The 23,829-nt window shown below is 74.4% G+C and carries 30 protein-coding genes, 1 tRNA gene and 1 pseudogene; 24 read left to right on the forward strand and 8 right to left on the reverse strand.

What is annotated here, in order from left to right:
- Nucleotides 1-24 precede the first annotated feature (24 nt).
- The 5 genes from ACA361_RS15460 (at nucleotide 25) to ACA361_RS15480 (ending at nucleotide 6,610) form a co-directional block, all read left to right on the forward strand.
- Nucleotides 25-1,182, forward strand: coding sequence for an HpcH/HpaI aldolase/citrate lyase family protein (locus ACA361_RS15460; RefSeq protein WP_375012650.1), 1,158 nt, complete (start codon nucleotides 25-27; stop codon nucleotides 1,180-1,182).
- Nucleotides 1,179-3,746 (forward strand): phosphoribosyltransferase, encoded by a 2,568-nt coding sequence (locus tag ACA361_RS15465; RefSeq protein ID WP_375012651.1) that lies wholly within the window; start codon nucleotides 1,179-1,181, stop codon nucleotides 3,744-3,746. Before ACA361_RS15460 ends, ACA361_RS15465 begins: the two co-directional genes overlap by 4 nt.
- A gap of 73 nt (nucleotides 3,747-3,819) precedes the next feature.
- Nucleotides 3,820-4,683, forward strand: a complete 864-nt coding sequence (locus tag ACA361_RS15470; RefSeq protein WP_375012652.1) for an HAD family hydrolase — start codon at nucleotides 3,820-3,822, stop codon at nucleotides 4,681-4,683.
- Nucleotides 4,684-4,775: 92 nt separating this feature from the next.
- The gene (locus ACA361_RS15475) at nucleotides 4,776-6,101 is read left to right on the forward strand and encodes an amylo-alpha-1,6-glucosidase (RefSeq protein ID WP_375012653.1); all 1,326 of its coding nucleotides are present in this window, start codon (nucleotides 4,776-4,778) and stop codon (nucleotides 6,099-6,101) included.
- Between the two features lie 17 nt (nucleotides 6,102-6,118).
- A complete protein-coding gene (locus ACA361_RS15480; RefSeq protein WP_375012654.1) occupies nucleotides 6,119-6,610 on the forward strand; it encodes a hypothetical protein in 492 nt (163 codons plus the stop codon).
- Between the two features lie 32 nt (nucleotides 6,611-6,642).
- Here ACA361_RS15480 and ACA361_RS15485 read toward each other — a convergent pair whose 3' ends face one another.
- Entirely contained in the window at nucleotides 6,643-6,957 is a 315-nt protein-coding gene (locus ACA361_RS15485) for a YtxH domain-containing protein (RefSeq protein ID WP_375012655.1), read from the reverse strand.
- A 151-nt stretch (nucleotides 6,958-7,108) separates the two neighbouring features.
- On the opposite strand from ACA361_RS15485, the gene ACA361_RS15490 reads away from it, so the two are divergent.
- The 7 genes from ACA361_RS15490 (at nucleotide 7,109) to ACA361_RS15520 (ending at nucleotide 11,488) form a co-directional block, all read left to right on the forward strand.
- Nucleotides 7,109-7,181, forward strand: a tRNA-Asn gene (locus tag ACA361_RS15490).
- Nucleotides 7,182-7,278: 97 nt separating this feature from the next.
- Nucleotides 7,279-7,887 carry a hypothetical protein gene (locus tag ACA361_RS15495; protein ID WP_375012656.1) on the forward strand — a complete coding sequence of 203 codons (609 nt, stop codon included), beginning with the start codon at nucleotides 7,279-7,281 and terminating at the stop codon, nucleotides 7,885-7,887.
- On the forward strand, nucleotides 7,884-8,516 hold the full coding sequence (locus tag ACA361_RS15500) for a hypothetical protein (RefSeq protein WP_375012657.1): 633 nt from the start codon (nucleotides 7,884-7,886) through the stop codon (nucleotides 8,514-8,516). The genes ACA361_RS15495 and ACA361_RS15500 overlap by 4 nt, the downstream gene beginning before the upstream one ends.
- Nucleotides 8,513-9,046 carry a GNAT family N-acetyltransferase gene (locus ACA361_RS15505; RefSeq protein WP_375012658.1) on the forward strand — a complete coding sequence of 178 codons (534 nt, stop codon included), beginning with the start codon at nucleotides 8,513-8,515 and terminating at the stop codon, nucleotides 9,044-9,046. The genes ACA361_RS15500 and ACA361_RS15505 overlap by 4 nt, the downstream gene beginning before the upstream one ends.
- Nucleotides 9,047-9,107: 61 nt before the next feature.
- Nucleotides 9,108-9,755, forward strand: a complete 648-nt coding sequence (locus ACA361_RS15510) for an RDD family protein (protein WP_375012659.1) — start codon at nucleotides 9,108-9,110, stop codon at nucleotides 9,753-9,755.
- Nucleotides 9,756-9,891: 136 nt separating this feature from the next.
- The gene (locus tag ACA361_RS15515; RefSeq protein ID WP_375012660.1) at nucleotides 9,892-10,425 is read left to right on the forward strand and encodes an RNA polymerase sigma factor; all 534 of its coding nucleotides are present in this window, start codon (nucleotides 9,892-9,894) and stop codon (nucleotides 10,423-10,425) included.
- A 1-nt stretch (nucleotide 10,426) separates the two neighbouring features.
- Nucleotides 10,427-11,488, forward strand: coding sequence for a CU044_5270 family protein (locus tag ACA361_RS15520; protein WP_375012661.1), 1,062 nt, complete (start codon nucleotides 10,427-10,429; stop codon nucleotides 11,486-11,488).
- A 52-nt stretch (nucleotides 11,489-11,540) separates the two neighbouring features.
- Here the strand turns inward: ACA361_RS15520 and ACA361_RS15525 are convergent, their stop codons facing one another.
- Nucleotides 11,541-13,625, reverse strand: a complete 2,085-nt coding sequence (locus ACA361_RS15525; RefSeq protein WP_375012662.1) for an N-6 DNA methylase — start codon at nucleotides 13,623-13,625, stop codon at nucleotides 11,541-11,543.
- Between the two features lie 129 nt (nucleotides 13,626-13,754).
- Between ACA361_RS15525 and ACA361_RS15530 the strand changes: the two genes are divergently transcribed.
- Nucleotides 13,755-14,114, forward strand: a complete 360-nt coding sequence (locus ACA361_RS15530) for a hypothetical protein (protein WP_375012663.1) — start codon at nucleotides 13,755-13,757, stop codon at nucleotides 14,112-14,114.
- Here ACA361_RS15530 and ACA361_RS15535 read toward each other — a convergent pair.
- Nucleotides 14,104-14,559, reverse strand: a complete 456-nt coding sequence (locus ACA361_RS15535) for a hypothetical protein (RefSeq protein WP_375012664.1) — start codon at nucleotides 14,557-14,559, stop codon at nucleotides 14,104-14,106. The two genes, ACA361_RS15530 and ACA361_RS15535, sit on opposite strands and share 11 nt — an antisense overlap.
- A gap of 94 nt (nucleotides 14,560-14,653) precedes the next feature.
- Here ACA361_RS15535 and ACA361_RS15540 point away from each other — a divergent pair, with 94 nt between their 5' ends.
- The gene (locus ACA361_RS15540) at nucleotides 14,654-15,301 is read left to right on the forward strand and encodes a TetR/AcrR family transcriptional regulator (protein WP_375012665.1); all 648 of its coding nucleotides are present in this window, start codon (nucleotides 14,654-14,656) and stop codon (nucleotides 15,299-15,301) included.
- A gap of 33 nt (nucleotides 15,302-15,334) precedes the next feature.
- On the opposite strand, the gene ACA361_RS15545 is transcribed toward ACA361_RS15540, so the two are convergent.
- Complete coding sequence (locus ACA361_RS15545; protein WP_375012666.1) at nucleotides 15,335-15,520, reverse strand: hypothetical protein; 186 nt, start codon at nucleotides 15,518-15,520, stop codon at nucleotides 15,335-15,337.
- Between the two features lies 1 nt (nucleotide 15,521).
- The gene (locus ACA361_RS15550; protein ID WP_375012667.1) at nucleotides 15,522-15,917 is read right to left on the reverse strand and encodes an ATP-binding protein; all 396 of its coding nucleotides are present in this window, start codon (nucleotides 15,915-15,917) and stop codon (nucleotides 15,522-15,524) included.
- Between the two features lie 150 nt (nucleotides 15,918-16,067).
- Between ACA361_RS15550 and ACA361_RS15555 the strand changes: the two are divergent.
- From ACA361_RS15555 to ACA361_RS15575, 5 genes and pseudogenes are all read left to right on the forward strand, one after another.
- Nucleotides 16,068-16,277, forward strand: a pseudogene (locus tag ACA361_RS15555) (multiprotein-bridging factor 1 family protein); the annotation flags it as partial.
- On the forward strand, nucleotides 16,278-16,847 hold the full coding sequence (locus ACA361_RS15560) for a DUF5753 domain-containing protein (RefSeq protein ID WP_375012967.1): 570 nt from the start codon (nucleotides 16,278-16,280) through the stop codon (nucleotides 16,845-16,847).
- A complete protein-coding gene (locus tag ACA361_RS15565) occupies nucleotides 16,838-17,017 on the forward strand; it encodes a DUF397 domain-containing protein (protein WP_375012668.1) in 180 nt (59 codons plus the stop codon). Before ACA361_RS15560 ends, ACA361_RS15565 begins: the two co-directional genes overlap by 10 nt.
- Before the next feature lie 19 nt (nucleotides 17,018-17,036).
- The gene (locus ACA361_RS15570) at nucleotides 17,037-17,213 is read left to right on the forward strand and encodes a DUF397 domain-containing protein (RefSeq protein ID WP_375012669.1); all 177 of its coding nucleotides are present in this window, start codon (nucleotides 17,037-17,039) and stop codon (nucleotides 17,211-17,213) included.
- Between the two features lie 184 nt (nucleotides 17,214-17,397).
- Entirely contained in the window at nucleotides 17,398-18,312 is a 915-nt protein-coding gene (locus ACA361_RS15575; protein WP_375012670.1) for a hypothetical protein, read from the forward strand.
- 20 nt (nucleotides 18,313-18,332) lie between these two features.
- On the opposite strand, the gene ACA361_RS15580 is transcribed toward ACA361_RS15575, so the two are convergent.
- On the reverse strand, nucleotides 18,333-18,800 hold the full coding sequence (locus tag ACA361_RS15580) for a MarR family winged helix-turn-helix transcriptional regulator (RefSeq protein ID WP_375012671.1): 468 nt from the start codon (nucleotides 18,798-18,800) through the stop codon (nucleotides 18,333-18,335).
- Nucleotides 18,801-18,850: 50 nt separating this feature from the next.
- On the opposite strand from ACA361_RS15580, the gene ACA361_RS15585 reads away from it, so the two are divergent.
- The gene (locus ACA361_RS15585; protein ID WP_375012672.1) at nucleotides 18,851-19,345 is read left to right on the forward strand and encodes a hypothetical protein; all 495 of its coding nucleotides are present in this window, start codon (nucleotides 18,851-18,853) and stop codon (nucleotides 19,343-19,345) included.
- Between the two features lie 29 nt (nucleotides 19,346-19,374).
- Here the strand turns inward: ACA361_RS15585 and ACA361_RS15590 are convergent, their stop codons facing one another.
- Nucleotides 19,375-19,836 carry a MarR family winged helix-turn-helix transcriptional regulator gene (locus ACA361_RS15590; RefSeq protein WP_375012673.1) on the reverse strand — a complete coding sequence of 154 codons (462 nt, stop codon included), beginning with the start codon at nucleotides 19,834-19,836 and terminating at the stop codon, nucleotides 19,375-19,377.
- Nucleotides 19,837-19,924: 88 nt separating this feature from the next.
- Here ACA361_RS15590 and ACA361_RS15595 point away from each other — a divergent pair, with 88 nt between their 5' ends.
- A complete protein-coding gene (locus tag ACA361_RS15595) occupies nucleotides 19,925-20,287 on the forward strand; it encodes a VOC family protein (RefSeq protein ID WP_375012674.1) in 363 nt (120 codons plus the stop codon).
- A 150-nt stretch (nucleotides 20,288-20,437) separates the two neighbouring features.
- On the opposite strand, the gene ACA361_RS15600 is transcribed toward ACA361_RS15595, so the two are convergent.
- Nucleotides 20,438-20,899: an SRPBCC family protein gene (locus ACA361_RS15600; protein WP_375012675.1), complete on the reverse strand. Its 462-nt coding sequence runs from the start codon at nucleotides 20,897-20,899 to the stop codon at nucleotides 20,438-20,440.
- Between the two features lie 279 nt (nucleotides 20,900-21,178).
- Between ACA361_RS15600 and ACA361_RS15605 the strand changes: the two genes are divergently transcribed.
- From ACA361_RS15605 to ACA361_RS15615, 3 genes are all read left to right on the forward strand, one after another.
- A complete protein-coding gene (locus ACA361_RS15605; RefSeq protein WP_375012676.1) occupies nucleotides 21,179-22,042 on the forward strand; it encodes a hypothetical protein in 864 nt (287 codons plus the stop codon).
- Nucleotides 22,042-22,539 (forward strand): lycopene cyclase family protein, encoded by a 498-nt coding sequence (locus ACA361_RS15610; protein WP_375012677.1) that lies wholly within the window; start codon nucleotides 22,042-22,044, stop codon nucleotides 22,537-22,539. Before ACA361_RS15605 ends, ACA361_RS15610 begins: the two co-directional genes overlap by 1 nt.
- Nucleotides 22,540-22,635: 96 nt before the next feature.
- The gene (locus ACA361_RS15615; RefSeq protein ID WP_375012969.1) at nucleotides 22,636-23,817 is read left to right on the forward strand and encodes a GMC oxidoreductase; all 1,182 of its coding nucleotides are present in this window, start codon (nucleotides 22,636-22,638) and stop codon (nucleotides 23,815-23,817) included.
- Nucleotides 23,818-23,829: the final 12 nt, after the last annotated feature.

Raw genomic sequence — 23,829 nt, forward strand, 5'->3', positions numbered from 1 at the left:
GCCGAGCGGGAGGGCCCGGAGTGCATGCGGCACTTTGACCACGTCGACCCCGCGCTCCGCAAGCACCTGTTCCACCGGCAGCCCCGGGCGTTCGACCGCCACGACGACCGGGGCGTGCTGGCGGTCGCGCTCGGCGCGACCCTGTACAGCCCGGCGATCCGGCCCACGCTGGCGGCCGACGTCGTCAAGGCGGCCCGGCGCGGCGTGACCAGCATGGTGCTGTGCCTGGAGGACGCGATCTCCGACGAGGAGGTGCCGGCCGCCGAGGCCAACCTGGTCGCGCAGCTGGAACGCGTCCGGGCGGGCGGCCGGGAGCCGCCGCTGCTGTTCGTCCGGGTCCGCACGGCCGGGCAGATCCGCGACCTGGCCGTGCGCCTGGGTCCCGCCGCGGAGCTGGTCACCGGTTTCGTGCTGCCCAAGTTCACCGCGCAGGCCGGCGGCGAGGCCCTGGAGGCGGTGGCGGAGGCCGCCGACCGCACCGGGCACCGGCTGCTGGCGATGCCGGTGATCGAGAGCCATCAGGCCGTCTACCGGGAGACCCGGTCGGAGCTGCTGCAGGACGTGGCGCGCCTGCTGGCCAAGCACCGCGAGCGCGTGCTGGCCGTGCGGATCGGCGCGACCGACATGTCCGCCGCGTACGGGCTGCGCCGCCCGCCCGACCTGTCGATCTACGACATCCACCCGGTCGCCGGCGCGATCTCCGAGGTGGTGAACATCCTCGGCCGCGCGGACGGCACCGGCTTCGTGGTGACCGGCCCGGTCTGGGAGTACTTCTCGGCGGGCGAGCGGATGTTCAAGCCGCAGCTGCGGCAGTCGCCGTTCGAGCGCCAGCAGGCCGCGCCGCTCCGCGAGCGGCTGATCACCTCGGATCTGGACGGCCTGATCCGCGAGGTCCATCTCGACAAGGCGAACGGCCTGATCGGCAAGACGGTGATCCATCCCAGCCACGTGGCGGCCGTCCACGCGCTGTCGGTGGTGACCCACGAGGAGTACTGCGACGCCTCCGACATCCTCGGGGAGGCCGGTGGGGGAGCGATGGCGAGCGTCTACGCCAACAAGATGAACGAGGCCAAGCCGCACCGCGCCTGGGCCGAGCGGCTCATGCTGCGCGCCCGCGTGTTCGGCGTGGCCGCCGAGGGCGTGACCTTCGTCGAGCTGCTCGACGCGGCGGGCGGCCGATGAGCGCCGCCTGGACCGGCTCCTGGGTCGCGGGCCGGCTCGGCGTGCGGCTGCGCGACGGCGCCCGCCCGGTGGGCGCGGGCCTGCCCGACCTGGTCGGGCTGGCGGTGCGCCGCAACCCGCGCCGCGCGCACCTGCTGGTGTCGGCCGTCCTCGGCAAGCACGTCCCGACGGATCCGCGCCTGGTCCACGGCGCGGGCCTCCTGCTGGGAGACCTCGTCCGCCGTGCCCTGCGCCCGGAGGGGCCGGTGCCGGAGCCCGTACCGGACGCGCACGGGCGCCTTCTCATGGCCGCCCTGCGCGGCGCCCCGGGCGCGGCGGCCGCCCTCCGCGACCACCTGGCGAGCCCGCCGCCGGGCGGTGCCGGCGGCGCGTCCGGGCCGGTGGACGCGGTGGTGCTGGGCTACGCGGAGACCGCGACCGCGCTGGGGCACTCGGTCGCCGACGCGCTCGGCGGGGCGTACTACCTGCATTCGACGCGGCGGCCCGTCGCGGGCTTCGCGCGCTACGGCGGGTTCGAGGAGGAGCACAGCCACGCGACGAGCCACCTGCTGCTGCCGGGGGATCCGGCGGCGCTGGAGCGGGACGTGCCGCTGGTGCTGGTCGACGACGAGCTGTCCACCGGCCGGACGGTGATCAACACGATCAGGGCGCTGCACGCGATCAGGGCGCGGCGGCACTACGTGGTGGCCGCGCTGGTGGACCTGCGCGGGGACGCCGACCGGGCGGCGTTCGCGGCGTTCGCGGACGAGATCGGCGCCCGGATCGACGCCGTCGCCCTCGCGGGGGGCCGCGTGGACCTGCCGGAGGGGATCCTCGAGGCCGGGCAGGAGCTGGTGGCCGGCCTCGCGCAGGACGAGGCGGCGCGGGACGGCGGGACCGCGCGTGAGGGGGAGCCCGGCGAGCCGTACGAGGTCACGCGGGTCGATCTCGGCTGGCCCGAGGGGCTTCCCGACGGCGGGCGGCACGGGTTCCTGCCCGAGCACCGGGAACGGCTCGGCAAGGAGCTGCCGGCCATGGCGAGCCGGCTCGTCCCCCTGCTGGAGGGGCGGTCGCGCGTGCTGGTGCTGGGCTTCGAGGAGCTGATGTACGCGCCGCTGCGGCTGGCGGAGGCGCTGGCGGACGCGCTTCCCGCCGGCGTGGCCGTGCGCTACTCCACGACGACCCGCTCGCCGGTGCTGGCCGTGGACGACCCGGGCTACGCCATCCGCACGCGGCTGGCCTTCCCCGCGCACGACGATCCCGCCGACGGGCCGGGGGAGCGGTACGCGTACAACGTCGCCCCCGGCAGGGACGCCTCGCGGGCGTTCGACTCGATCGTCCTGGTGGTGGACGACGCGGGCGACACCCCGGAGCTGGCCGATGGGCTGCTGTCCCGGCTGGCGCGGCTCGCACCCGTGGTGCTGGCTACGGTGCCCAGTTACAGGGAGGCCCCCGCGCGCGCCCTGTACGGGCCCGCCTTCGGCAGTTACGCGGCCGAGGACGTCGCGTGGCTGCTGAAGGACCTGTCGGGCGTGCGGCTGGAGGCCCCCACCGAGGAGCGCGAGGCGGCGATCCAGGCGGGGCGGGCGCACTACGCCGAGTCCCTGCCGGTGGAGTACCAGCCGGGCGCCGAGTACCGGCGGCTCTTCCACGAGGCCCTGGACGCCTCGGCCGGCCGGATCGCGCACGCCGTGGGCCTGGTGACCGAGATGATCCTCGCCGAGCGGGGGCCGGAGGCGGTGCTGGTGTCGCTGGCCCGCGCCGGGACGCCGGTGGGGATCCTGGTCCGGCGCTGGGCGCGGTTCGCGCACGGCGTCGACCTGCCGCACTACGCGATCAGCATCGTCCGGGGCCGGGGGATCGACGAGGTCGCGCTGGCGTACATCGCGGCGCGGCACGACCCGTCGCGGGTCATGTTCGTGGACGGCTGGACGGGCAAGGGCGCGATCGCCAGGGAGCTGACGGCCGCGCTGGACGCGCACGCCGCCGCGACCGGCCGACGCTTCCCCGCCGATCTCGCGGTGCTGGCCGACCCGGGGCGGTGCACGCCGCTGCACGGGACGCGCGAGGACTTCCTGATCCCGTCGGCGTGTCTCAACTCCACGGTGTCCGGCCTGGTCAGCCGCACGGTGCTGAACGAGGAGCTGATCGGGCCGAACGACTTCCACGGGGCGAAGTTCTACGCGGAGCTGGCCGGCGGGGACGTCTCGGCGGTCTTCCTGGACGCGGTGTGCGCGCGCTTCGGCGAGGTCGCCGGCCGGGTGGCGGCGGACCTGCCGGGGCTGCTCGCGGCCGACCGCGCGCCGGACTGGTCGGGCTGGGAGGCGGTCCGCAGGGTGGGGCGGGAGCAGGGCGTCGACGATCTCAACAAGATCAAGCCGGGGGTGGGGGAGACGACCCGGGTGCTGCTGCGCCGCGTCCCGTGGAAGGTGCTGGCCCGCGCGGGCGAGGGGGCCGAGCTGGCCCACATCCGGCTGCTGGCGGCCGAGCGCGGGGTGCCGGTGGAGGAGGTCGCCGCGGACGCGTTCCCGTACGCCTGCGTGGGGCTCGTCCATCCGAGCTTCGGCGCCGGATCCGTCCAGTAGACCGTGCCGGCTCCAGCGGACCGTGCCCGCCGATGTCCGATATTTTCTACTTTGTAAAGGAAGGCGGTCTCTGGTGAGCGTGCTCGTCTGCTCGGATCTGGACCGTACGCTCATCTACTCCTCCGCGGCCCTCCACCTGGACGGCCCCGACGCCGCCATGCCGCGCCTGCTGTGCGTGGAGCTGTACCAGGCGGCCCCGCTGTCCTACCTGACCGAGACCGCCGCGCGCGGCCTGGAGGCGCTCGCGGGGGCGGCGACGCTCGTGCCGACGACGACGCGCACGCCGGAGCAGTACGCGCGGGTGCACCTGCTGGAGAAGCCCCCCGCGTACGCCATCTGCGCCAACGGGGGCCACATCCTGGTGGACGGCGCGGACGACGCCGAATGGGCCGCGGCCGTACGGGCCCGCATGGGGGAGTCGTCCGCCGCCCTGGCCGAGGTGCGGGAGCACCTGGCGGGCGTCCAGGGCGAGTTCGTCCTGAAGCGGCGGACCGCGTCCGACCTGTTCGCCTACACGGTGGTCGACCGGGCCGCCCTTCCCCAGGGCTGGGTGGAGGACCTCACCGGATGGTGCGCCGAGCGCGGCTGGCGCACCTCGCTGCAAGGGCGCAAGGTCTACTGCCTCCCGGCGGGCCTGACCAAGGCGGCCGCGGCCGAGGAGGTCGCCCGCCGCACCGGAGCGGAGGCCATGCTCGCGGCCGGCGACTCGCTGCTGGACATCGAGCTGCTCGAAGCCGCGACCGCGTCCATCCGGCCCGCCCACGGCGAGCTGCACGACACCGGCTGGACCTCGCGGTCCGGCCCCGCCACGGCCGTCACGCGCGCGCGGGGCGTCCTGGCGGGCGAGGAGATCGTCGCCTGGCTGCTGGAACGCGCCGGCGCCGGCTCCGGCGGCCGCTCCCCGGGAACAATCACGGAGCCGGCGCCGCCCGCGTAGACAAGCACCGCCGGAACAGGGGTCGCCGGACCCGCCATCTGCGGTCACAATCAGGGTGGCTCTGCACCTCGCGAGGAGGTCACGCTGGCCCCATGACGACCCGTCTGACCGGCGACGAGACCGCGCTCTGGGACGCCGCGGCGCGGGTTCTCGATGCCAACTGGACGGGGACGGGCACCGTCCCGTCGCCCGGCCTGTACCCGCACCAGTGGAGCTGGGACTCCACGTTCGTCAGCATGGGGCTGGCCAGGCACCGCCGCGACCGGGCCGAACGCGAGCTGATGTCCCTCTTCCGCGGCCAGTGGCGGGACGGCCTGCTGCCGCACATGGTCTTCAACACCGACCTCGCGCGCCACGCGTACTTCCCCGGGCCCGAGCTGTGGCACGGCGACCGCCAGCCCGCCGCGCCCAGGAGGGTGCACACCTCCGCCCTCACCCAGCCGCCGCTGCAGGCGCTGGCCGCCCTGCGCCTGCACGAGTGCGCGGGCCCGGCCGAGGCCGAACGCAGCCGCGCCTTCCTGGCGCGCCTCTACCCGATGCTGGTCGCGCAGCACCGCTACCTCGCCGAATGCCGCGACGTGGACTCCAGCGGCCTGATGGCCATCGTCCACCCCTGGGAATCGGGCATGGACAACAGCCCCGCCTGGGACAGGCCGCTCGGCGCCCTCCAGCTGCCGCGGGCCGTGTACGCGCCCAACCGCGACGCCTACAGCCTCCCCACGGGCGAGGACTACGAGCGGTACGTATGGCTCGTCACCCTGCTGCGCGAGGCCGGCTACCGGAGCGAGTACATCCGGGAGGCCCACCCGTTCGCCGTCGAGGACCCGCTGGTGAACGCGACGTACCTGGCCTCGACGCACGCGCTCGCCGAGCTGGCCGCCATCGTCGGCCGCGACCCCGTGCCGCACCGGGAGCGGGCCCGGCTGATCCACGGCGCCCTCATGGAGCGGCTGTGGGACTGCGAGACGGGCTGCTTCCGGGCCCGCGACCTGCGCGACGGCCGGCTGCTCCCGGTCGTGACCGTGGCGGGCTTCGCGCCGCTGCTGGACCCCGAGCTGCCCGCGCCGGTCGCGCGGAACCTCGTCGACCTGCTGCTTTCGGCGCGGTTCGCGGGCGCGGCCGGCTACCCGGTGCCCACCTGCGACATCCAGGCGCCCGCGTTCGACCGCGGCGGGTACTGGCGCGGGCCGACCTGGATCAACACGAACTGGCTGCTGTGGTACGGCGCCCTGGCGCACGGCCACACGGTCATCGCGGATCTGCTGTACGGCTCCACGCTGCGGCTGGTGCGGCAGTCGGGGTTCCGCGAGTACTTCGACCCGTTCGACGGCACCGGCCGCGGCAGCCACGACTACAGCTGGTCGGCGGCGCTCGTCCTGGACCTGCTCGGCGCCCGCCGCGCGCCCCGGGCGGCCTGATCGCCTACGGTGGTCGCATGCGCCTGACCCGGCGGCCGCCCGCCCCCGTCCGCGACCGGCTCGACCTCGAACGAGGCGAGCGCACGCTGGCCACCGCGCCCACGCGCGGCGGCTCCTACGTCGTGGCCACGTCCACGGCCCTGCACGTCCCCACGGTGTCCGGCGGCTTCGCCCGCGTCCCGTGGGAGCGGATCGACCAGGCGTCCTGGAAGGACGGCTGGCTGCACGTGCACGAGACCGCGGGCGGTCCCGAGCACCACGTCCGGCTGACCGAAGCGGGGTCGGTGCCCGAGACCGTCCGGGAGCGCGTCACGGCCACCGTCGTGATCAGCCACAACGCGCGGCTGCCCGGCGGCGGCACCGTCCGGATCGCCGGCCGCCGCCCGTCCGGCGGCGGCGACGTGCGCTGGAGCTTCGTGTTCGGGTCCGGGCTGGACCCGGACGACCCGGGCCTGCGCGCCGAGGCCGAGCAGCTCCTGGAGGACCTGCGCCGCCAGACCGGCCTCTGAGGCCGGGGGGCGGCCTGAGGGACCGCTGGGTCTCAGAGGGTGGTACGCGGGGTCGCCGCGGTCCCGTGCGTCGTGGTCTCCTGGCGCGGGTCCTTGTACTCCTCCGGCATGTCGTCCTGGTGCTTGCCGGGCATCTTGCTGCCGATCTGCTCGGGCACCCGGTCCCGCGCCGCCTCGGCGATCTCGCCGCCCTTGGTGCGGAGAACCTCGGCGTACTCCTGCACCCTCGGGTTCTCGGTGAAGCGCTGGGAGGCCTGCTTCATCTGCTCGTACCGTTCGCGGCCGGCCTTCGTGCCCAGGACGTAGCCGACGGCCGCGCCCGCGAAGAACATTGCACGGTGCTTCATAGTTCAAAACTCCCGGTGCTGCGGTTGGTCACCGACCCATACCCACGAAAGGGCGGAGCAGTCGCCCGGGATTTATGGGTGCGCGAACACCTCCTGGAATGCGCTAACCTAGACGCGCCGGGCAGGGGCGAGGCTCCACCGGCCGCGACGATCCCGCGTAGCTCAATCGGCAGAGCAGCCGGCTGTTAACCGGCAGGTTACTGGTTCGAGTCCAGTCGCGGGAGCAAGATCCCCTTGTGTGAGGCCCGGCCGTTTCGGCCGGGCCTCGTTCTCGTCCGTCCGGCTGCCCTTTTCGCCCCGGATGGTGTTTCATAGGCGACCGTGGTGATCGAGGACCGGGACGCGCCGCGGGCGGGCCGCCGACCGCGCGGGACCGTCATGATCTTCGCCGTGCCGCTGCTGGCGGTCGCCGCCGCGGGGATCGCCGTGGGGATCGCCCTGGACGGCGGGGACCCGGGTGACCGCGCCGTGCCGTTCGAGGCGGGCCGCGTGTACGAGACCGGCAAGCGGCAGCGGATCGAGTCGGGCGGCCGCGCCGTCACGTACGTCCCGGCCGGCGGGCGCACGCTCGACAGCCGCGCCGGATGCCTCGCGGGGGCCGGCGGGGCGCGGAGCCGGGCGCTGCTGGCCGACGTGGAGTGCGAGGGACGCGTCCAGGCGTCGTTCCGCACGACGGAGAACGTGACGGTCGACGGGCACGTCCTCCGGTTCAGGGACTCCGCGGCCGCCGCGGCCGCGGGCGCCTGGCTCGCGTACACCGATCTGCGCTTCTCCGGCGGCGGCACCGCCCGGGACGGCCGCGTGGAACGCCGGGGACGATACGTGGTGGTGACCGCGGGCGCCTCCCAGGACCCGGAACGGACGGCGGACGCCGTCGCGGTGCTGCACGGCGCCACCCTCGCGGGCCTCGGCGGGGCCGCGGCCGGATGAGCTACGGGAACTTCGCCCGCAAGGCGCGCGACCCGTCGCTGCCGCACGGGATGCGGGTGTCGATGCTGCGCTCCTGCGTGCAGATCTACCGGCCGATCGGTTTCCACGCCACGCTGAGCTTTCTGGAAGCGCGCGCGGGGCGGTTCCAGACGGACGAGGCGGCGCTGCTCAGGGCCCTGGACGAGCTCGACGCGAGCCGCGCGGTGTGGCACGCGGAGCTGGCCGCGTACGACGAGGCCCGCCGCGAGGCCAAGCGGAGAGGCCGCAGGTGCCCGCACCCCCGGGACCGCAACCCGTACCACCTGGACCACTGGTACGGCGCCCGCCGCGAGGCCGCCCTGCACGCCGTCCTCTACTGGAACCGGCGGCGGCTCCCCGCGCTCGTCGCCGACGACGTCTCCCGCGATCTGCGGGCATGCGTGGACGCCTGCCTGGAGTCCGGCGGCCGCCTGACCCCACACGAGCGGCGGACCCTGTCCGCCTGCGCCGGCCGGCTCAGGGCCCGCTTGGAGGCGAGGCGGTGGGAGGACCAGCTCGACCACTTCCGCACCAGGGACCTGCTCACGGTCGTCCGGCTTCTGGAGGACGCGACCGGCGCGTCACCGGAACCTGGTTCGATGGCCGGGTGAGCAACGACGGCGGCGGCGCGGCCCGCCACATCAGGCGGCGGGAAGACCACGACATCGACGGCTGCGTCCGGGTGCTCGCGGAGGTGCACGAGAGCGACGGCTACCCGGTGGACTGGCCCCGCGACCCGGCCGGGTGGCTGGCACGGCCGTCGCTCATCGGGGCCTGGGTGGCGGAGCCGGACGGCCGGATCGCCGGCCATGTCGGCCTGTCGCGCAGCACCCCGGACAACGCGGCGCCCGCGCTCTGGAGCGCCCGCACCGGCGCCGGCATCGCCGCGACCGCCATGGTGAGCCGGCTGTTCGTCGCCCCCTGGGCGCGCGGCCGCGGGATCGGTGCGCTGCTGATGGCGCGGGCGTCCGGCGAGGCGCGGGACCGCGGCCTGCACCCGGTGCTGGACGTGGTCGCGTCCGACACCGCCGCGGCGGCCCTGTACGAGCGGCTCGGCTGGAGCCTGCTGGACACGGTCGAGCAGCAGTGGGGTCCGGACCGGCGGGTGGCCGTCCGCTGCTACGCGGCGGCGGGCACCTGACCGCGCCCGTGCCCCTCCGGGGCTAACGCAACCGAGGGTTCCTGGGGTTTGATAGGCGTTCGTGACCGAGACCTCACGGCAGCAGGCCGTCTTCGTCCCCGCCGGTACCGACCCCGACGCGGCGTCCGAGGGCGGGACGCGGCGGGTCCGGGTGCTGGCGGGCGCCGGCCGCCGCACCGCCTCCCGGCTGATCGACTACCTGACCGTCGTGGTCGTGTGGACGGCGGCGCTCACGCTCGCGCTGCTCATCGCGAGCGTCTCCGGCGGCGCGGGCGGCCCGGTGCTGGTCGTCGTGGCCATGACCCCCGTGCTCACCGGGACGGCCGGCTGGTACTTCGTGCGGGTCGGACGGCTGGCCCTGTGGGGCTGCACGGTCGGCCAGCGCATCGCCGGGACGCGGGTGGTGACGCTCGACGGCGTGAGCGGCCCGAGCCGCGGGCAGGCGTGGAAGCGCTGGCAGCCGACCTGGGGCGACAACTACTCGGCCCGCGGCCCGTGGGACGACTACTTCGCGTGGAAGGGCTCCGGCGGCCGGCGGGCGCGCGCGGGCCAGTGTCTCCACGACCTGAACGCCGGGACGATGGTCGTCCTGGCGGCGCGGACCCCTCGGGAACGCACCCGCAGGATCCTCCTCGCGGCGCTGCTCGCGGCCGGGGCGCTGGCGGCGGTCGCCGGATTCTCCTGGGGCTCGGCCCAGCTGACGTCGTGACGCGGGTTCCCGTTCCGGGGCGGTAACACCGGCGGCCCTCCCGACACGTAGGGGGTGTTCCCTTTCCCCAGCGCGAAGGAGAGTCCCGTGAGTGCCGTGAGTCCCGTGGGTGCCGCAAGACCCGTGAGCTCCGTCGATGGGTGACCGCGAGGCCGCGTTCGAGGCGCTGTACGCCGCGACGTACGAGCCCATCCTCGGCTACGCGCTGCGCCGCTGCGCCTCCCCGGACGACGCCGCCGACGTCGTCGCGGAGACGTTCACCGTCGCGTGGCGGCGCTTCGGCGAGATCCCGCCCGGCGACCGGGCGCGGCTGTGGCTGTACGGCGTCGCGCGCCGCGTCCTGGCCAACCACCGCCGCTCCGCCGAGCGGCACCGGCTGCACACCACCGGCCTGCGCGACGAGATCGCCGCGGTCGCCGTGACCGATCCCGCCGACGGCGCCGCCATCGCGCAGGCGTTCGGCCGCCTGTCCGCCGGCGACCGCGAGGTGCTGGCCCTGGTCGCCTGGGAGGGGCTCGACCGCACCGCGCTCGCCGCCGTCCTCGGCTGCTCGGCCGGGGCCGCGCGCGTCCGGCTGCACCGCGCCCGCCGGCGCCTGGCCCGCGCGCTGCGCTCGGCGGGCGTCGACCACCGGCCCGTGACCCGTACCTCAGCGAACGGAGCACACTGACATGAAGCCGCACCCCACCGACGAGCCGGTGCGCACGCTGGCCCGCGTCCGCGACGCCGACCTCGCCGGCCACGCCGCCCGCCCCGCCGCCCGCGAACTCCTCACCACCATCATGACCACCGCCCCCGCCGACGCCACCGTGGCCGCCCCTGGCCCCGCCGCCGCCGATACGGCTACCGCCCGAGTCGCCGCCTCCGATGCGGCCGCCGGTGGCGGTGCCGGTGCGCGCGTGCGGCGGCGCGGCCGTTCGCTCGCCGTGCGGCTGGCCGTGGCCGGTACGGCGGCCGCCGCCGTCGCCACGGGCGTCGCCGTCTGGCCCGGCGGCGGTGGTGAGAGCGTGCCGCCCGCCGCGCCGCCGGTCGCCATCCGGCTGGCGTCGGCCGCCGAGGCCGGGAAGGTCCTCGACCGCGCCGCCGCGGCCGCCCGGAACCGCCCGTCCGCCGCCCCCGGGCCCCGGCAGTGGGTCTACACCAGGATCCGCGTGACCAGCGGCGCCCGGCCCGCCGGGTCCGTCACCGGCGGGCCGTACAGGACGGACGAGTCGGAGCTCTGGCGGCGCGGCGACGGCAGGCAGTACGCCGCGTACGAGAACGGCAGGATCTCGGTCGGGCGCGAGACGGCCGAATCCGCCCGCGCCTCCAGGTACCTGCCCCTCCCGACCGATCCCGGGGCGCTGTTCCGCAAGATCCACGGCAGCGGCGGGGGAGGCCCGCTCATGACGTTCGAGACGCTGGTCACCATCCTGCGCGAGAACGTCCACCCGCCCGCGACGGAGGCGGCGATCTACCGCGCCATGAAGCTGGTCCCGGGCGTGACGCTCGTCGAGGGCGGGGCCGACGCGGCCGGCCGCCCCGCCATCGCCCTCGGCGTCGTGGACCAGTGGACGCACACGGAGGTGCTGCTCGACCCGGAGACCTACGGCTACCTCGGCGACCGCGTGTTCGCCGTCAAGGACCACGAGGTCGACGGCGGGTCCGGCGAGCGCGTCCTGAAGGGGACCCTCCAGCACCAGAAGGTCCGCGTCGCCGTCAAGGTCGTCGACAGGCCCGGCGCGCGCTCCTGACGCGCGCCCGCGGGCCGTCCGGGCCGGACCCGGGCGGCCCGCGGCGCGGCCGTCACGCCGAGACGCCCGACGGGGGCAGCAGCGAGCCCGCGGTCAGCCCGGCGGACAGGAGCCCGGCGACGCTCGCGGCCGCCTCGCCGGCTTCGCGGGCGGCGGCGCGGAGGTCGTGCAGGTGCTGGAACGTGCGGCTGTAGCGGCGCTGCTCGTCGAGCGGCAGCAGCGGTACGCGCAGCCGCCGCGCGTCGACGTGCTCGGCGGAGCTGCCGGAGGACGCCTGGCCGACGTTGCCGGCCGCGCCCAGGAAGCCCGCCAGGAACCAGGGGTCCAGGCGCTCGGCGTCCGGCCTGATCAGGTGGACGTCCGGGGCGAGCAGGCAGGCGGCGTCCTCGTCGTCGGCGACCCTGGACGCGGCTCCCCGCGGGCCGGGGACGCCGGACAGGAGCACGTCCCCCGCCGCGATCACGGTCGGCGCGATCGGGCGGACCTCGCTGGCGTCGCCGGTGGCCCGGCCGCCCGCTGCCAGGTCGCGGCCGGTCAGCACGGCACGCCCCTCGTACCGCGCCAGGATCTCCGAACCCCGCCCGGCCCGGTAGAGCGTCAGCGCACCGTCCGCCGCCAGGTCCGCGACCGTCGCCGTACGCCAGGCGCGCGCCTCGTCCCCGGCCGGCCGCCACTCGCCGACCGCGCCGGCGAGGGTGAGGGAGGCGATGCTCGCGCCCAGCTCCTCGATCAGCTCCCTAGCCTGCGCGGCCACCAGGGCCGGGGCGGCGACCGCGGCGGCGGCACGGACCCGGCGGGCCGGCGTCAGGTCCACGTGCTCGTCGAGCAGGTCGATGACGGGGACGGCGCGCGCGAAGCCCGGCTCGGCCGCGAAACCGTCCGCGTCGCCGGCGAACCCGCGCCACGCGGCCAGCACGGCCGCGGCCAGCTCGTCCCACCCGGCGGGGGAGCGGTCCGAGGCGTCGACGAACAGCGCCGCGTCCCCGGCCGGTCCGCCGGGCCGGGGACGCTCCAGCACCCACAGGTGCGGGCCGATGTGCAGCCGCGCGATCCCGGACGGCAGGGCGACGACGGCCCGGAGCGCGCCCGCCCGCAGCAGCTCCGACCGCACGTGGCGCCCCGGGCCGCGGGAGGCGACGGAGGGCGGCAGCAGCATCACGGCCAGGCCGCCGGGGGACAGGTGCGACAGCGCGTGCTGGACCCACGCCAGCTCGGACTCGGCGCGCGGCGGGATCCCGTACGTCCAGCGCGCGTCGTCCGCCAGCTCGTCATGCCCCCACTCGCGGTCCGCGAACGGCGGGTTGCACAGCACCCCGTCCACCTCGACGCCGGGGAACGCGTCGGCCCGCAGGCTGTCCCCGGCGCGCACGGTCACGTCCGCGTCCGCGGCACCGAGCAGGAGGCGCACGGCGCTGCGCTGGGCCTGGACGGGCACGCGGTCCTGCCCGAACAAGGCCGCGGCGCCGTGCTCGGCGGCACTGGCCAGCAGGGCTCCGGCGGCGCACGACGGGTCGAGGACGCGCCGCGGGTACGGGCCTTCCGGGGGCGCCAGCAGCCGGGCCATCAGGTCGGCCAGTCGCGGCGGCGTCTGGTAGGTGCCGGTGGAGGCGCGGTCGCCGAGTTCCCGTTCCGCCAGCACGTCGAGCGCCACCTGCGGGCCGTCCTCGTGGACGCACCGGACCAGGGCGCGCAACGCCCCCGCGTCCCGGTCCTCGTACCGGACGGGCCCGGCGCCCGGCAGCATGCCGCCCGCCCCGGCGACCGCGTCGCACGCGCGCGAGGCCAGGTCCGCGTCCGGAAGTCCGCGCAGCTCGGCCGCCGCGTCGCCGAGGCGGGCCGTGGCGAGTACGAGGGGGAGCAGCCGTACGGCGAGGGTGCCGTCATCAGCGCGCAGCCGCAGCGCCGCGCGCAGCTCCGCGGCCGGGGTGGCGGCGGCCGGCCGCCCGCGTGCGCGCAGCCAGGCCCGTACGGCGTCGAGGTCGAAGAGCGGGCGGTCCTCCGTTCCGCCGACCGGGGCCGGGAAGTCCTCGTGCCGTTGCCGCCAGTCGGTCACCGTCGCGCGCGTGACCCCGGCGAGACGCGAGATCTCTGCGGCGGTCACCCGCGCGGAGGAGTTCTGCATGGCATCCCCGACCATTTGACGTTATGTTGGTCGATACTATATACACGCATTGCTCTGCATGTGCGTGATAACAGCATCCCGGCGGTGCTCGCGAACGGCGGACGCCCGGCCCCCTCTAATAGCCACCCCTGTTCAATGGACGCCGTGAGCCTGCTCGTGGATGTCTTCGTGACGGATGAAACCGGCGAACGTGTGGTGCTCGACTCCCCGGCCGGGGGCCTCGACCTGGCCGGGCACGAGCGGACGCGCACCCTGCTCTGGGGCTCGGCCGCCGTCCGCGAACTCGGCGCCCGCCACCTGCCCGTCCTCGCCACCGAGGACCTGTGGATCGAACCCGGCGAGATCGAGGGCTTCCTGGCCGAGTGCGAACTGGTCCGCGCGAACATCCCCGCCATCGCGGCCCGCACGGACCGGCGCGAGGACTACATCGCGTCCCGGCTGGACAACATCATCGGAGCCGCCCGGCGCGCACGGGAGCTGGGCGGCGGCGTCGTCATCTGGTGACCCGCGAAGGCCGCGTCCACAGCAGTGCGACCGTCGCGAGGCCCGCCAGGCAGGGGGCCAGCCCGGTCCAGGCCAGCTCCGGCGGCAGGCCCGTGTCGCCTGAGGTGTCCCTGGTGAGCAGCATGGCCAGGCCGGTGCAGGTGCCGAGTACGAGCATCGCGGTCGCGGCGGGCCGGGCCCACCGCCGGGCCCGGCCGACCGCGCGGATCGTCCAGAGCCAGGCGACGGCGCCGCACGCTCCGATGGCGGTCAGCAGCATCAGGTAGGCGGTGACCGCCGTGTCGATCTTCTCCTGGGAGTAGCCGGGATAGCCGGCCCGGATGTGGTCGGCCAGCAGGTGGAGGGTGGCGCGGTCGAGGTACGGGGCGGCCGTCGCGGCCACGGTGAGTCCGAGCCCGGCCCACATCGCCGCGGTGGCCCACCGTTCACGGGGGTGCTTCGCCATGGGAACGCCCTGCCTTTCTCCGTAAATCTACGCTGTAGGTTTTATCTGGACGGTAGATTCTACGGTGTAGGTTTGGCAAGCGGAGGGAACGGACGTGACCAGGCGCACACGGGGCACCTCGGCGGGGCTCGACCGCGCGCGCATCGCGGCCGCCGCCGTCGCGCTCGTCGACCGCGACGGCCTGGACCGCTTCGGGGTCCGGCGGCTCGCGGACGACCTCGGGGTCGACCCGATGTCGATCTACCACCACATCAAGGGCAAGGCGGCGCTGCTGGACGCGGTCTCGGAGGCCGTGATCGCCGAAATGGAGACCGGCGGGGAGGAGCCGCCCCGAGACTGGGAGGAGGCCGCCCGCCGGACGGCGCACGACTACCGGCGGATGGCGTACCGGCACCCCCGCGTGTTCCCGCTGCTCGCCACCCGCCCGCAGAAGTCGCCGGTGGCGCTGGCCGCCCTGGAACGGCTGGTGGCCGCGATGCGCGCGGGCGGCCTGCCCGACCGGGTCGTCGCGGACGCGCCGACGGTGCTGTTCGGCTTCCTCAACGGCTACCTGCTCGCGGTCCTCAGCGGCGGTCCCGGCGGGCCCGCCGAGGTGCCCGCGATCGACCCCGCCGCCTACCCGGCCATGGCCGCCCTCGCGCCCCACCAGGCCGGCTTCGGATCCGAGGCGGAGTTCGACCGGCTGCTCGACGCGGTGCTCGGCGGGATCGGCGACCAGGCCGCACGACACGGCGTCCGCTGAACGGCGGCACCGTCTTGGAGGGCACCCGTCCGATCAGGCGGCGGACCCGCCGTCCGGCAGCCGGGACAGGAAGGCCCAGGCCGCCGGCCCGCGCCAGGCCCCCGGATCGGCGACGGCCGGGCAGTCGACCAGCCCTTCCGCGAACGACGACGAGATGAGGATGCGCCCGTTAGCGCGCCAGACTCCTCGCCCGTCGATCGTGATGTGCCGGAGGCGCACGTCATCCCTCATTCGGTACGGCCTCCAGCTCCGCGAACACGACCTTGCCGCCCTCGGCGAGCGGCCGCGTACCCCAGCGCCTGACGAGCTGCTCCAGGAGGAGCAGGCCCCGCCCCGACTCGGAGGCGTGGTCCCCGGGCCGGAGGGCCGGGACGGCGTCGCTCCGGTCCCACGCCTCGATGACCGCGCACCCGTCGTCCCGCCGGTACGTCCGCACGACGACGAGATCGTCTTCTCGGGACCCGTGCTTGACCGCGTTCGTGGCCAGTTCGCTGACCACGATCCGCGCCAGGAAGTCCTCCAGCCCCCACGTCCCGAACGTCAGCGCGACGAAATCCCGCGCCTCCTTGATCGATTCCGGATGTGCCTTGATCACCAGCGTCGCCGCCTCGTACACGTGATCACCTCGTGTGCTGAGATCTTGGTAACTCACCACACATGCTTGCTCGCTGAGAGTAATATCGCCAGGTAAGCAACTCATCGCAAGCTCAGTGCTGGCGGATGGTTGCGGTGAACGGTGTGTCCCCCCAACACAGGAGTTCGCGTCATGGCCAGAAGAAAGCCCACCCGAGAGCTCATCCAATTCGGTTCCGAGGTCGCGCGGCTGCGGCAGGAGGCGGCGCTCAGTCAGCCTCAGTTGGCTCAACGCGTGTCAGTGACCAGGTCCTATGTAGGGCAGGTCGAAGCGGGAACCACGAGATGCCGTCGAGACTTCGCCGCTCGTCTAGATGGGGCGCTCGACACGCACACTGCCCTCGTGGACTTGTGGGACGACCTCATCAAGTCCGCCGGCTACCCTCGCTGGTTCGCGGACTATCCGCAGGCAGAACGGACGGCCGCGCTCCTCCGGGCCTACGAGACCATGTTCGTCTATGGCCTGTTCCAGACTGAGGCGTACATGCGGGAACTCTTGCGGGACCCAACGGCAATCGAAGGGCGAATCCGCCGTCAATCAGTGTTGCGCCGCAAAGATCCGCCGATGATCAGCGTTGTGGTGGGCGAAGCCGCTCTGTGGACCCGTATGGGGAACGAAGAGGTGATGCGGGAGCAGTGTGAGTACCTGCTTGCTGTGTCCGAGTGGAGCAACGTCACTCTCCAGATCGCTCCCACCGCGTACTACCGGGGACTTGAAAGTTCTTTCAACCTGGCAACTCAACCGAACGGTGACGATCTACTCCACATCGAAACTGCCATAGGAGGCGTTACGTCGAACAGCCCAGAGGATATCTTGCACATCGTCGGTGCGTTCTCGGCGTTGCAGTCCCGCGCTCTGAACGTTGACGATTCCCGCGAGTTCCTACGGAAGGCGGTTGTCCGATGGACGTGATCACGTGGCGGAAGTCCCGGCGCAGTGGTGGCCAGGGTGGCGCGTGCGTTGAGGTGGCGCGGTTCCCCGAGGCGGTCGGGGTGCGGGACTCCAAGGATCCGGATGGGGCGAAGCTCGTTCTCGGTCAGGGCGCCTTCCGGGCGCTGGTCGGTGAGCTGAAGCGTTCCTGACCTGGCAAGGGAGTCGTTCATGGACCCGATCATGTGGCGGAAGTCCGGGCGCAGCAGTGGCCAGGGTGATGCCTGCGTTGAGGTGGCTCGCTTCGCCGGGGTGGTCGGGGTGCGGGACTCCAAGGATCCGGGCGGGGCGAAGCTCGTTCTCGATGCGGATCGGTTCCGGGGGCTCCTGGCCCGGCTCAAGCAGTAGACCCCCGTCGGCTTCCGAGAGCCCCGGCCCCGCGCGGGCCGGGGCTCTCCGCGTCCACTGCCTGGCTCGCGCGCGCCGTGTTGACTCGTGGCGTGTTCCCCTTTCGGGGTGGCCTGCGGAGGGGAACACGCCACGAGTCAACGTTTTGGGCGAACGGGGAGGGCGGTCGTTGTAGACCGGGGGCATGCGGGAGATCGACTATGGGCTCGGCCGGCGTCTTCACGATGAGCTGATCGACAGCGGTGCGGGTGGTGAGCGTGCTGTCCTGAGGAGGTGGACGGCCGCTGCGGCCGGGCTCCTGGACGGGCTGGGGCCGCTGCGCCGGCGGGAGGTGCCGCAGGTGCGCGGGGACGGTGAGCTGGGCTCGTGGTATCGCGACGGGCTTTACGCCCTGTACGCGCTCAGCCGGGTCAGCGATCTGCTCATCGAGCGCGGCTGCCCGGCCGGGGAGGCGGGGCCGGGGCCGGGGGTCACCGGCGGGCGCGTTCTCGATCGTGCCGCGCTCGCCGTGCACGGGTGGTTCTTCGAGCGGGTCGGGCTGGAGCGGGTCCGGCGCGGTGCCGCGTTCTCGCCGTTCCATCACGAGGTGTTCGCGGTGAGCGTGGACGAGAGCGCGGGGGCCGTCACGGTCGAGGACGTGCTGTGGCCCGGGTTCCGGTTCGGCGACCTGCTGTTCTGCCGTGCCGGGGTTCGCGTGCGGGCGCCGTCGCGCCTGCTGGACGCGGGGACGGCCACCGCGTCCACGCTGTACTTCACCGACCGGCGCGACCCTCGCCCGAGCGACGACCCGTCGCATGGATGGGGATCGAACTCCCAGTGGCGCACCCGGTTCCATCGCTTCTACGAGGACTCGGCGGGGCTGCATCTCAACTGGGACGGGGAGAAGTACATCGGGGAGGGGTTCGTGCCGCCGGAGGACGACGCCAACGGCGCGCTGTCCGTGCGGCGGCGCCGCGAGCTGCTGCTGCATCGCTGCCTCGTCACGGCGCCGTCGCCGTCCGAGGAACAGGACCACTATCCGTACGACGACCGCGTGAGTCTGCGGACGGGTGCCTGGCCTCTCGCGGCCGGTGACGTCCTGCCCGACCCCGTCCGCTGACCGGGGACGGCATCGCCGGGTCAGCCGGGGGCGTCGCCGGAGAGGCGGCGGGTCTGCTCTCGCAGGACCTCGATCATGTTCTGGACGTAGTCGGCGATGGCGGCCTGCTCGCGCTCGCCGTACCCGGCGACGACGCCCGCCATCCTCCGGCCCAGTTCGGCGAAGGCGGCCGCGACGTCCTCCGGGACGTCGTGGGTGGCCGTGACGAGGGCGCGGCGGCGGTCGCGCGGGTCGTTCGCCCGGCTGACGTGGCCCGCCCGTTCCAGGCGGTCCACCAGGCCGGTGACCGCGCCGGGGGTGAGCCCGGTCAGGCGGCTCAGCTCGCCGGCGGTCATCGGGCCGTGCAGGCCGATCAGCGTCAGCGCGCGGTGGTCGGCGGGGGTGAGGCCCAGGTGCCGCCCCACCGCCTCGTGGAAGAACACCACCGCGGAGCTGAGCTCCCGCCCGGACCTGTCGCCCTGGCCCGCGGCTCCTGAGTTCGCGTCCATCCGGCCTCCAGTCATTTTAGTTGGATGAAATATTTAGTACGCTGAAGCACATGTCATTCTCCCTCCAGTGGCGCACCGCCCTTGAGGCGCCCTCGCAGGCCCTGGCCTTCTACCGGCGGCATCTGGTCCTCATCGCCGGGATCTCGCTGGTCCCGGGGGCGCAGCGGTTCGTGTCCGTGCTGACGGATCCGCCCGGTCCGTTCCCGGTGCTGCTGGAGGTGGTGACGGTGCTCGCGCGGGTGCTGCTCATCGGCCTCATCGTCCGGCTGGCGTTCTGGCGGGAGGGGACCGTGGACACCGGGCGGCCGGGCCTGTTCCTCCGGGAGCGGTGGCCGAGCCTGGCGCTCCAGGCGGCCGTGCTGGCCGCGCTGGTGGCGTTCTTCAACCGGGTGCAGGGGCTCGGCGAGAACCTCCACACCGCCGTGGTGCTGCTGGTCATGAACCCCACGGTGATCGCGTTCACCTTCGTCTGGACGGTCCTCGCGGCGCGGCAGATCGTGGCGTACGTCCCCGCCGAGCCGGCCGGACCGGCACGGAACGCCTGACCGCGGAGGCTCCGGCTCGCCCGGGACGGTCATCGGTCCAGGGCGGCGGTCATCCGGTCGAGGTCGGCCAGGAGGGCGTCCAGGCGGCGGGCCGGGATGGCGGCGATCATGCGGCGCTCGATGTCGTACACCGCCGTGCGGGCGGCGGTGAGCCGGTGCCGCCCCGCTTCGGTGAGGTGGACGGGGAGGGCGCGGCCGTGGTCGGCGGTGGCGGGGCGGGTGACCAGGCCGCCGTCCTGGAGGCCGCGCAGCACCACGCTCGCCGACTGGCGGGTGACGAAGGTGCCGCGGGCCAGCTCGGCGCTGGAGATGCCCGGGTTCTCGTCGAGCAGTTCCAGGCAGGAGTACTGCGGGACGGTCAGCCCGTGCTCGCGCAGCGCCCCGTCCATGGCGCCGCGCAGGGCCGCGGCGGCGCGCTTGAGCCGGTACCCCACGTGTTCGGTGATGTCCGCGGCCGCGTGCGGCGGGGCGGGCCCCTCTTCGGCGTGCATGTCAACATTTTGACATAGGTGACGGGGTGCGCGTACCGTCGAGTATGTCAAAGTCCTGACATAACCGACAGCGTTCCGAGGAGTGCCCATGACCGTCACCGGACCCGACTTCGTCGCCCTGCAGGTGCGCGACCTGGAGGCGGCCGCCGCGTTCTTCGAGGAGCGCGTGGGGCTGACCCGGGCGCCCGCCGCGCCTCCGGGCGCGGTCGTCTTCGCCACCGAGCCGATCCCGTTCGCCGTCCGCGAGCCGCTGCCGGGCGTCGACCTCGGCGGCGGCCGGCCCGGACTCGGGGTCGCGCTGTGGTTCGCGACCGACGACGCCCAGGCGCTGCACGACCGGCTCGCGGCCGCCGGCGTGCCCATCGCCGTCCCGCCGCAGGACGGGCCCTTCGGCCGCGCCTTCACCTTCCTGGGGCCCGAGGGGTACGCCATCACCGCCCACGGAGGCTGACCCGCGCGGCGGGAACGCGGGAAGCGCCGCCCGCGCGGGCCGACGATCACGCCATCGGGCCGGATTCACCGGCTGCGGCCCCTGGAGGCACGGCGCGGGGCCGCCGCTCCGTCGCCGGAGTGACGGCCCCGTCGTCGTCCGCGGGCCGGGTCAGGGACCGGGGCGGTCGACCTGGCCGCGCCAGGAGCCGGTGGGGGCGCCGCGCTTCTCGATGAACGTCTTGAAGCGCTGCATGTCGCCCTTCACCCGGCTCTTGATCGCCCCGGTCTTGTCGGCGGCCTTCTCGGCGAAGCCCTCCGGGTCGATCTCCATCTGCGCGGTGACGCGCGTGGTGGTGTCGTCGAGCCGGTGGAACGTCACCACGCCGGCGTGGGTCGGGCCCGTCACCGACTTCCAGGCGACGCGCTCGTCGGGCAGCTGCTCGGTGATCACGGCGTCGAACTCCCGCGACACGCCCGCGATCTTGGTGATCCAGTGCGTGCTGGTGTCGTCGAGCTGCCGGATCTCCTCCACGCCCTCCATGAAGTGCGGGAAGTCCTCGAACTGCGTCCACTGGTCGTAGACGGCCCGGACCGGCACGTCGACGTCGACCGACTCGGTGATGGTGCTCATCGTTCCCCCTGTGCGTTGGCGTTCGGATGGGCGGTGGCGGGACTCGGCGCCCCGCCAATGGCGCCGCTACCCGAGAAGGCGCGGCGTACACACCGTGTGGCATCGCTCACGCCTTCGCGGTATCGGCGGAAAACGGGTCGGGGAGTTGTCAGGCGGCTGACAAAACGGCTGGTCAAACGTCATTTTCCGGGCCACATCCGGCTCCGGGGAAGCCGTTCCGGAGAGGGCTCGCGGGGCATCGCACTAGCTTCCGGACGTCCTCCCTGAAAGGGGCTCCCGATGGCGGTTCCCGGACTCGAACGGCGCGCGTTCCTGGAAGCGGCCGGGCTGTGCGGCGCGTTCACCGCGGCCTCCGCGCTGGCCGCCGCCCCGCCCGCCCAAGCCGACACCGATCCCGGCACCGATCCGGTCGCCGCGGCGCTCGGGACGCTGGCCCTCGACACGATGAGCGGGCTCGCGGTCTTCGTGATGCCCGGTCCCGATCCGTACTCCCGCGTCCAGGGCACGCCCCGTGCCGAGGCCGGGGGCGTGGAGGCGCGGCTGCCGGAGTTCCTGGTGGAGATGCTGAACCGGTTCGTGCCGTTCCCCGACCAGATCGCCGTCCCGCTGCTGCGGGCGCTGGCGCAGGGCGCCGGCGACCTGCGGCTGCCGCGGCCGGCGGGCGTGCCGGACGCCGCCGCGGTACGGCGCGCCGACCGGGGCCTGCGCCTGCTGCTGCGCAACGACGCGACCGTGCCGCTCGCGCCGGTGGTCGCGCTGATCCTCAACCTGGAGGCGGTACGGGTCGACCCGCGCAGCCTCGCCGGGCCGTTCGCCGCGCCGTTCGCGCGGCTGCCGTACGCGGGCAAGGCGCGGGTGTTCGAGCTGCTGGAGGGCGCCGACTCCGATCTGGTCGCGCTGCTGGACCGGCACCTGCCCGAGCCGTACCACCGGTCCGTCTCCGGGCTGATCGAGTTCACCGCGAACGGGCTGCTGGTGCTGGCCGCGCTCGGCGGCTACAGCGAGTGGGGCGTGTTCGACCCGGAGACGCGGAGGCTGACCGGGCGGCCCGCGGGATGGCGGGCGTCCGGCTACACGCCCTCGGCCGACGGCTGGGACGAGTTCACGGGCTACTACCAGGACCGGACGGAGGTGCCGGGCTGATGCGCGACGTGATCGTGGTCGGCGCGGGCGGCGGCGGCCCGGTGATCGCCAAGGAGCTCGCCGCGCGCGGCCTGGACGTCCTGCTGCTGGAGGCCGGGCCCCACCACACCGACCCGCGGCGGACCTGGACCCACTACGAGAACGACGCCAACAACCCGCTCACCGGCTTCCTGCGGTTCGGGCCCGGCGACCGCGACCGGCCCGCGTGGCTGCGCGAGCAGCCGCAGAACTCGTTCGTCCTGCAAGCCTCGGGCGTGGGCGGCACGACGCAGCACTATTACGGCAACTCGCCGCGCGCGTACCGGGGCGTGTTCGCCGGATACGAGGGGCCCGACCGGGATGCCTACGACACCGCGCACGCCTTCCCGTTCCGCTACGAGGAGCTGATCCCGTACTACCGGTGGGTCGAGGCGACGCTGCCGGTGCAGACCGCCCCGCTCGGCACCAAGGAGCGGGTGTTCCTGCGGGGCGCCGAGCGCCTGGGCCTCCCGCTCTAGGCCCACAAGGACGCCACCGGCCCCGCGTACCGGCCGCAGGAGAACGCCATCCTCCAGCCGCACGGCACGGCCGGGCGCACCACCGACCCGGCGCGGCTGCGCCACCCGCTCGCGCAGGGCTGCACGTTCTGCGGCTTCTGCCAGCAGGGCTGCATGGAACCGGTGAACGCGCCGCGCAACCTGTTCGCCAAGCGGTCCACCGACAACAGCTACGTGCCGATGGCGCTGACCGCCCCCGCGTGGGCGCCGCAGGGGCGGGCCGTCACGCTGCTGCCGGACTCGTTCGCGATCAGGATCCACACCGAGCGCCGCGGCGGCGAGCTCGCGGCGACCGGCGTGACCTGGCGGAACGTCGCCACCGGCGAGCGGCACCGCGAGGACGCGCGGGCCGTGGTGCTGGCGGGCGGCACCACCGAGAACCCGCGGCTGTGGAAGAACAGCGACCTCCCCGACCCCAACGGCTGGGTCGGCCGCGGCTACACCGACCACTTCCTGGACGTGGTCACGGGCCTGTTCGACGAGGAGACGGACGCGTCCAAGGGGCCCGCGTCGAACGTGCGCTGCGACTTCCCCGGGCACGGAGCCCTGGAGCAGATCGGCCTGCCGCCGGCGACGCAGGCGTTCGCGTTCACCATGTCGGGCAGCGGCGTGCGCGGCCGGTACGCCAACGGGCGCGGCATGACCGGCCCGTGGGACGGCCGGACCGGCCGGGTGCTCGGCCCCGAGCTGAAGGACGCCCTGCTCAACGGGGTGAACCGGCTGCTGAGCGTCCTGGTGCTGACCGCCGACGACGTCGAGCCCGGCAACCGCGTCCTCCTGTCGGGCCTCCCCGTCGCCGACGAGCACGGCGCCGTCGCCAAGGTCGAGCTGGACGGCCGCACGCGCAGCCGCCGCACGCACGCGAACCGCGAGTTCCTGGCGCGGCGCGCGGCCGAGCTGCTGCGCCGCGCCGGGGCCCGCACCGTCTACCGGATGGACTGGTCGCCGCTGCTGCTCCACGTGCACTCCACGATGCGGATGGGGCACCGCGCCGCCGACTCGGTCCTGGACGCCGACGCCCGCAGCCGCTGGGTGCGCGGCCTCTACGTCGCCGACAACTCGGCGCTGCCCAACAGCCTCGGCGGCCCCAACCCCACGCTCACCAGCCAGGCGCTGGCCACCCGTACCGCCGAGAGGCTCTTCCGGGCCTGCTTCGGCGGCGACCCCTGGGTGGGGCGCGAGGACCCCGTCCCGTCCACCGACCCCCGGATCACCCGCGCCCTGACCCGGCCCGGCTGAGGGCGGCGCCGG

This window comes from Actinomadura sp. 21ATH, assembly GCF_041951345.1.
Taxonomy (GTDB): domain Bacteria; phylum Actinomycetota; class Actinomycetes; order Streptosporangiales; family Streptosporangiaceae; genus Spirillospora.

Coding starts and splice junctions, on each gene's coding strand:
- ACA361_RS15460 (WP_375012650.1), top strand. CDS start 25: ATGCGGCACTTTGACCACGTCGACCCCGCGCTCCGCAAGCACCTGTTC.
- ACA361_RS15465 (WP_375012651.1), top strand. CDS start 1,179: ATGAGCGCCGCCTGGACCGGCTCCTGGGTCGCGGGCCGGCTCGGCGTG.
- ACA361_RS15475 (WP_375012653.1), top strand. CDS start 4,776: ATGACGACCCGTCTGACCGGCGACGAGACCGCGCTCTGGGACGCCGCG.
- ACA361_RS15480 (WP_375012654.1), top strand. CDS start 6,119: ATGCGCCTGACCCGGCGGCCGCCCGCCCCCGTCCGCGACCGGCTCGAC.
- ACA361_RS15485 (WP_375012655.1), bottom strand. CDS start 6,957: ATGAAGCACCGTGCAATGTTCTTCGCGGGCGCGGCCGTCGGCTACGTC.
- ACA361_RS15500 (WP_375012657.1), top strand. CDS start 7,884: ATGAGCTACGGGAACTTCGCCCGCAAGGCGCGCGACCCGTCGCTGCCG.
- ACA361_RS15515 (WP_375012660.1), top strand. CDS start 9,892: ATGGGTGACCGCGAGGCCGCGTTCGAGGCGCTGTACGCCGCGACGTAC.
- ACA361_RS15520 (WP_375012661.1), top strand. CDS start 10,427: ATGAAGCCGCACCCCACCGACGAGCCGGTGCGCACGCTGGCCCGCGTC.
- ACA361_RS15525 (WP_375012662.1), bottom strand. CDS start 13,625: ATGGTCGGGGATGCCATGCAGAACTCCTCCGCGCGGGTGACCGCCGCA.
- ACA361_RS15535 (WP_375012664.1), bottom strand. CDS start 14,559: ATGGCGAAGCACCCCCGTGAACGGTGGGCCACCGCGGCGATGTGGGCC.
- ACA361_RS15565 (WP_375012668.1), top strand. CDS start 16,838: ATGGACGTGATCACGTGGCGGAAGTCCCGGCGCAGTGGTGGCCAGGGT.
- ACA361_RS15570 (WP_375012669.1), top strand. CDS start 17,037: ATGGACCCGATCATGTGGCGGAAGTCCGGGCGCAGCAGTGGCCAGGGT.
- ACA361_RS15575 (WP_375012670.1), top strand. CDS start 17,398: ATGCGGGAGATCGACTATGGGCTCGGCCGGCGTCTTCACGATGAGCTG.
- ACA361_RS15580 (WP_375012671.1), bottom strand. CDS start 18,800: ATGGACGCGAACTCAGGAGCCGCGGGCCAGGGCGACAGGTCCGGGCGG.
- ACA361_RS15585 (WP_375012672.1), top strand. CDS start 18,851: ATGTCATTCTCCCTCCAGTGGCGCACCGCCCTTGAGGCGCCCTCGCAG.
- ACA361_RS15590 (WP_375012673.1), bottom strand. CDS start 19,836: ATGCACGCCGAAGAGGGGCCCGCCCCGCCGCACGCGGCCGCGGACATC.
- ACA361_RS15595 (WP_375012674.1), top strand. CDS start 19,925: ATGACCGTCACCGGACCCGACTTCGTCGCCCTGCAGGTGCGCGACCTG.
- ACA361_RS15600 (WP_375012675.1), bottom strand. CDS start 20,899: ATGAGCACCATCACCGAGTCGGTCGACGTCGACGTGCCGGTCCGGGCC.
- ACA361_RS15605 (WP_375012676.1), top strand. CDS start 21,179: ATGGCGGTTCCCGGACTCGAACGGCGCGCGTTCCTGGAAGCGGCCGGG.
- ACA361_RS15610 (WP_375012677.1), top strand. CDS start 22,042: ATGCGCGACGTGATCGTGGTCGGCGCGGGCGGCGGCGGCCCGGTGATC.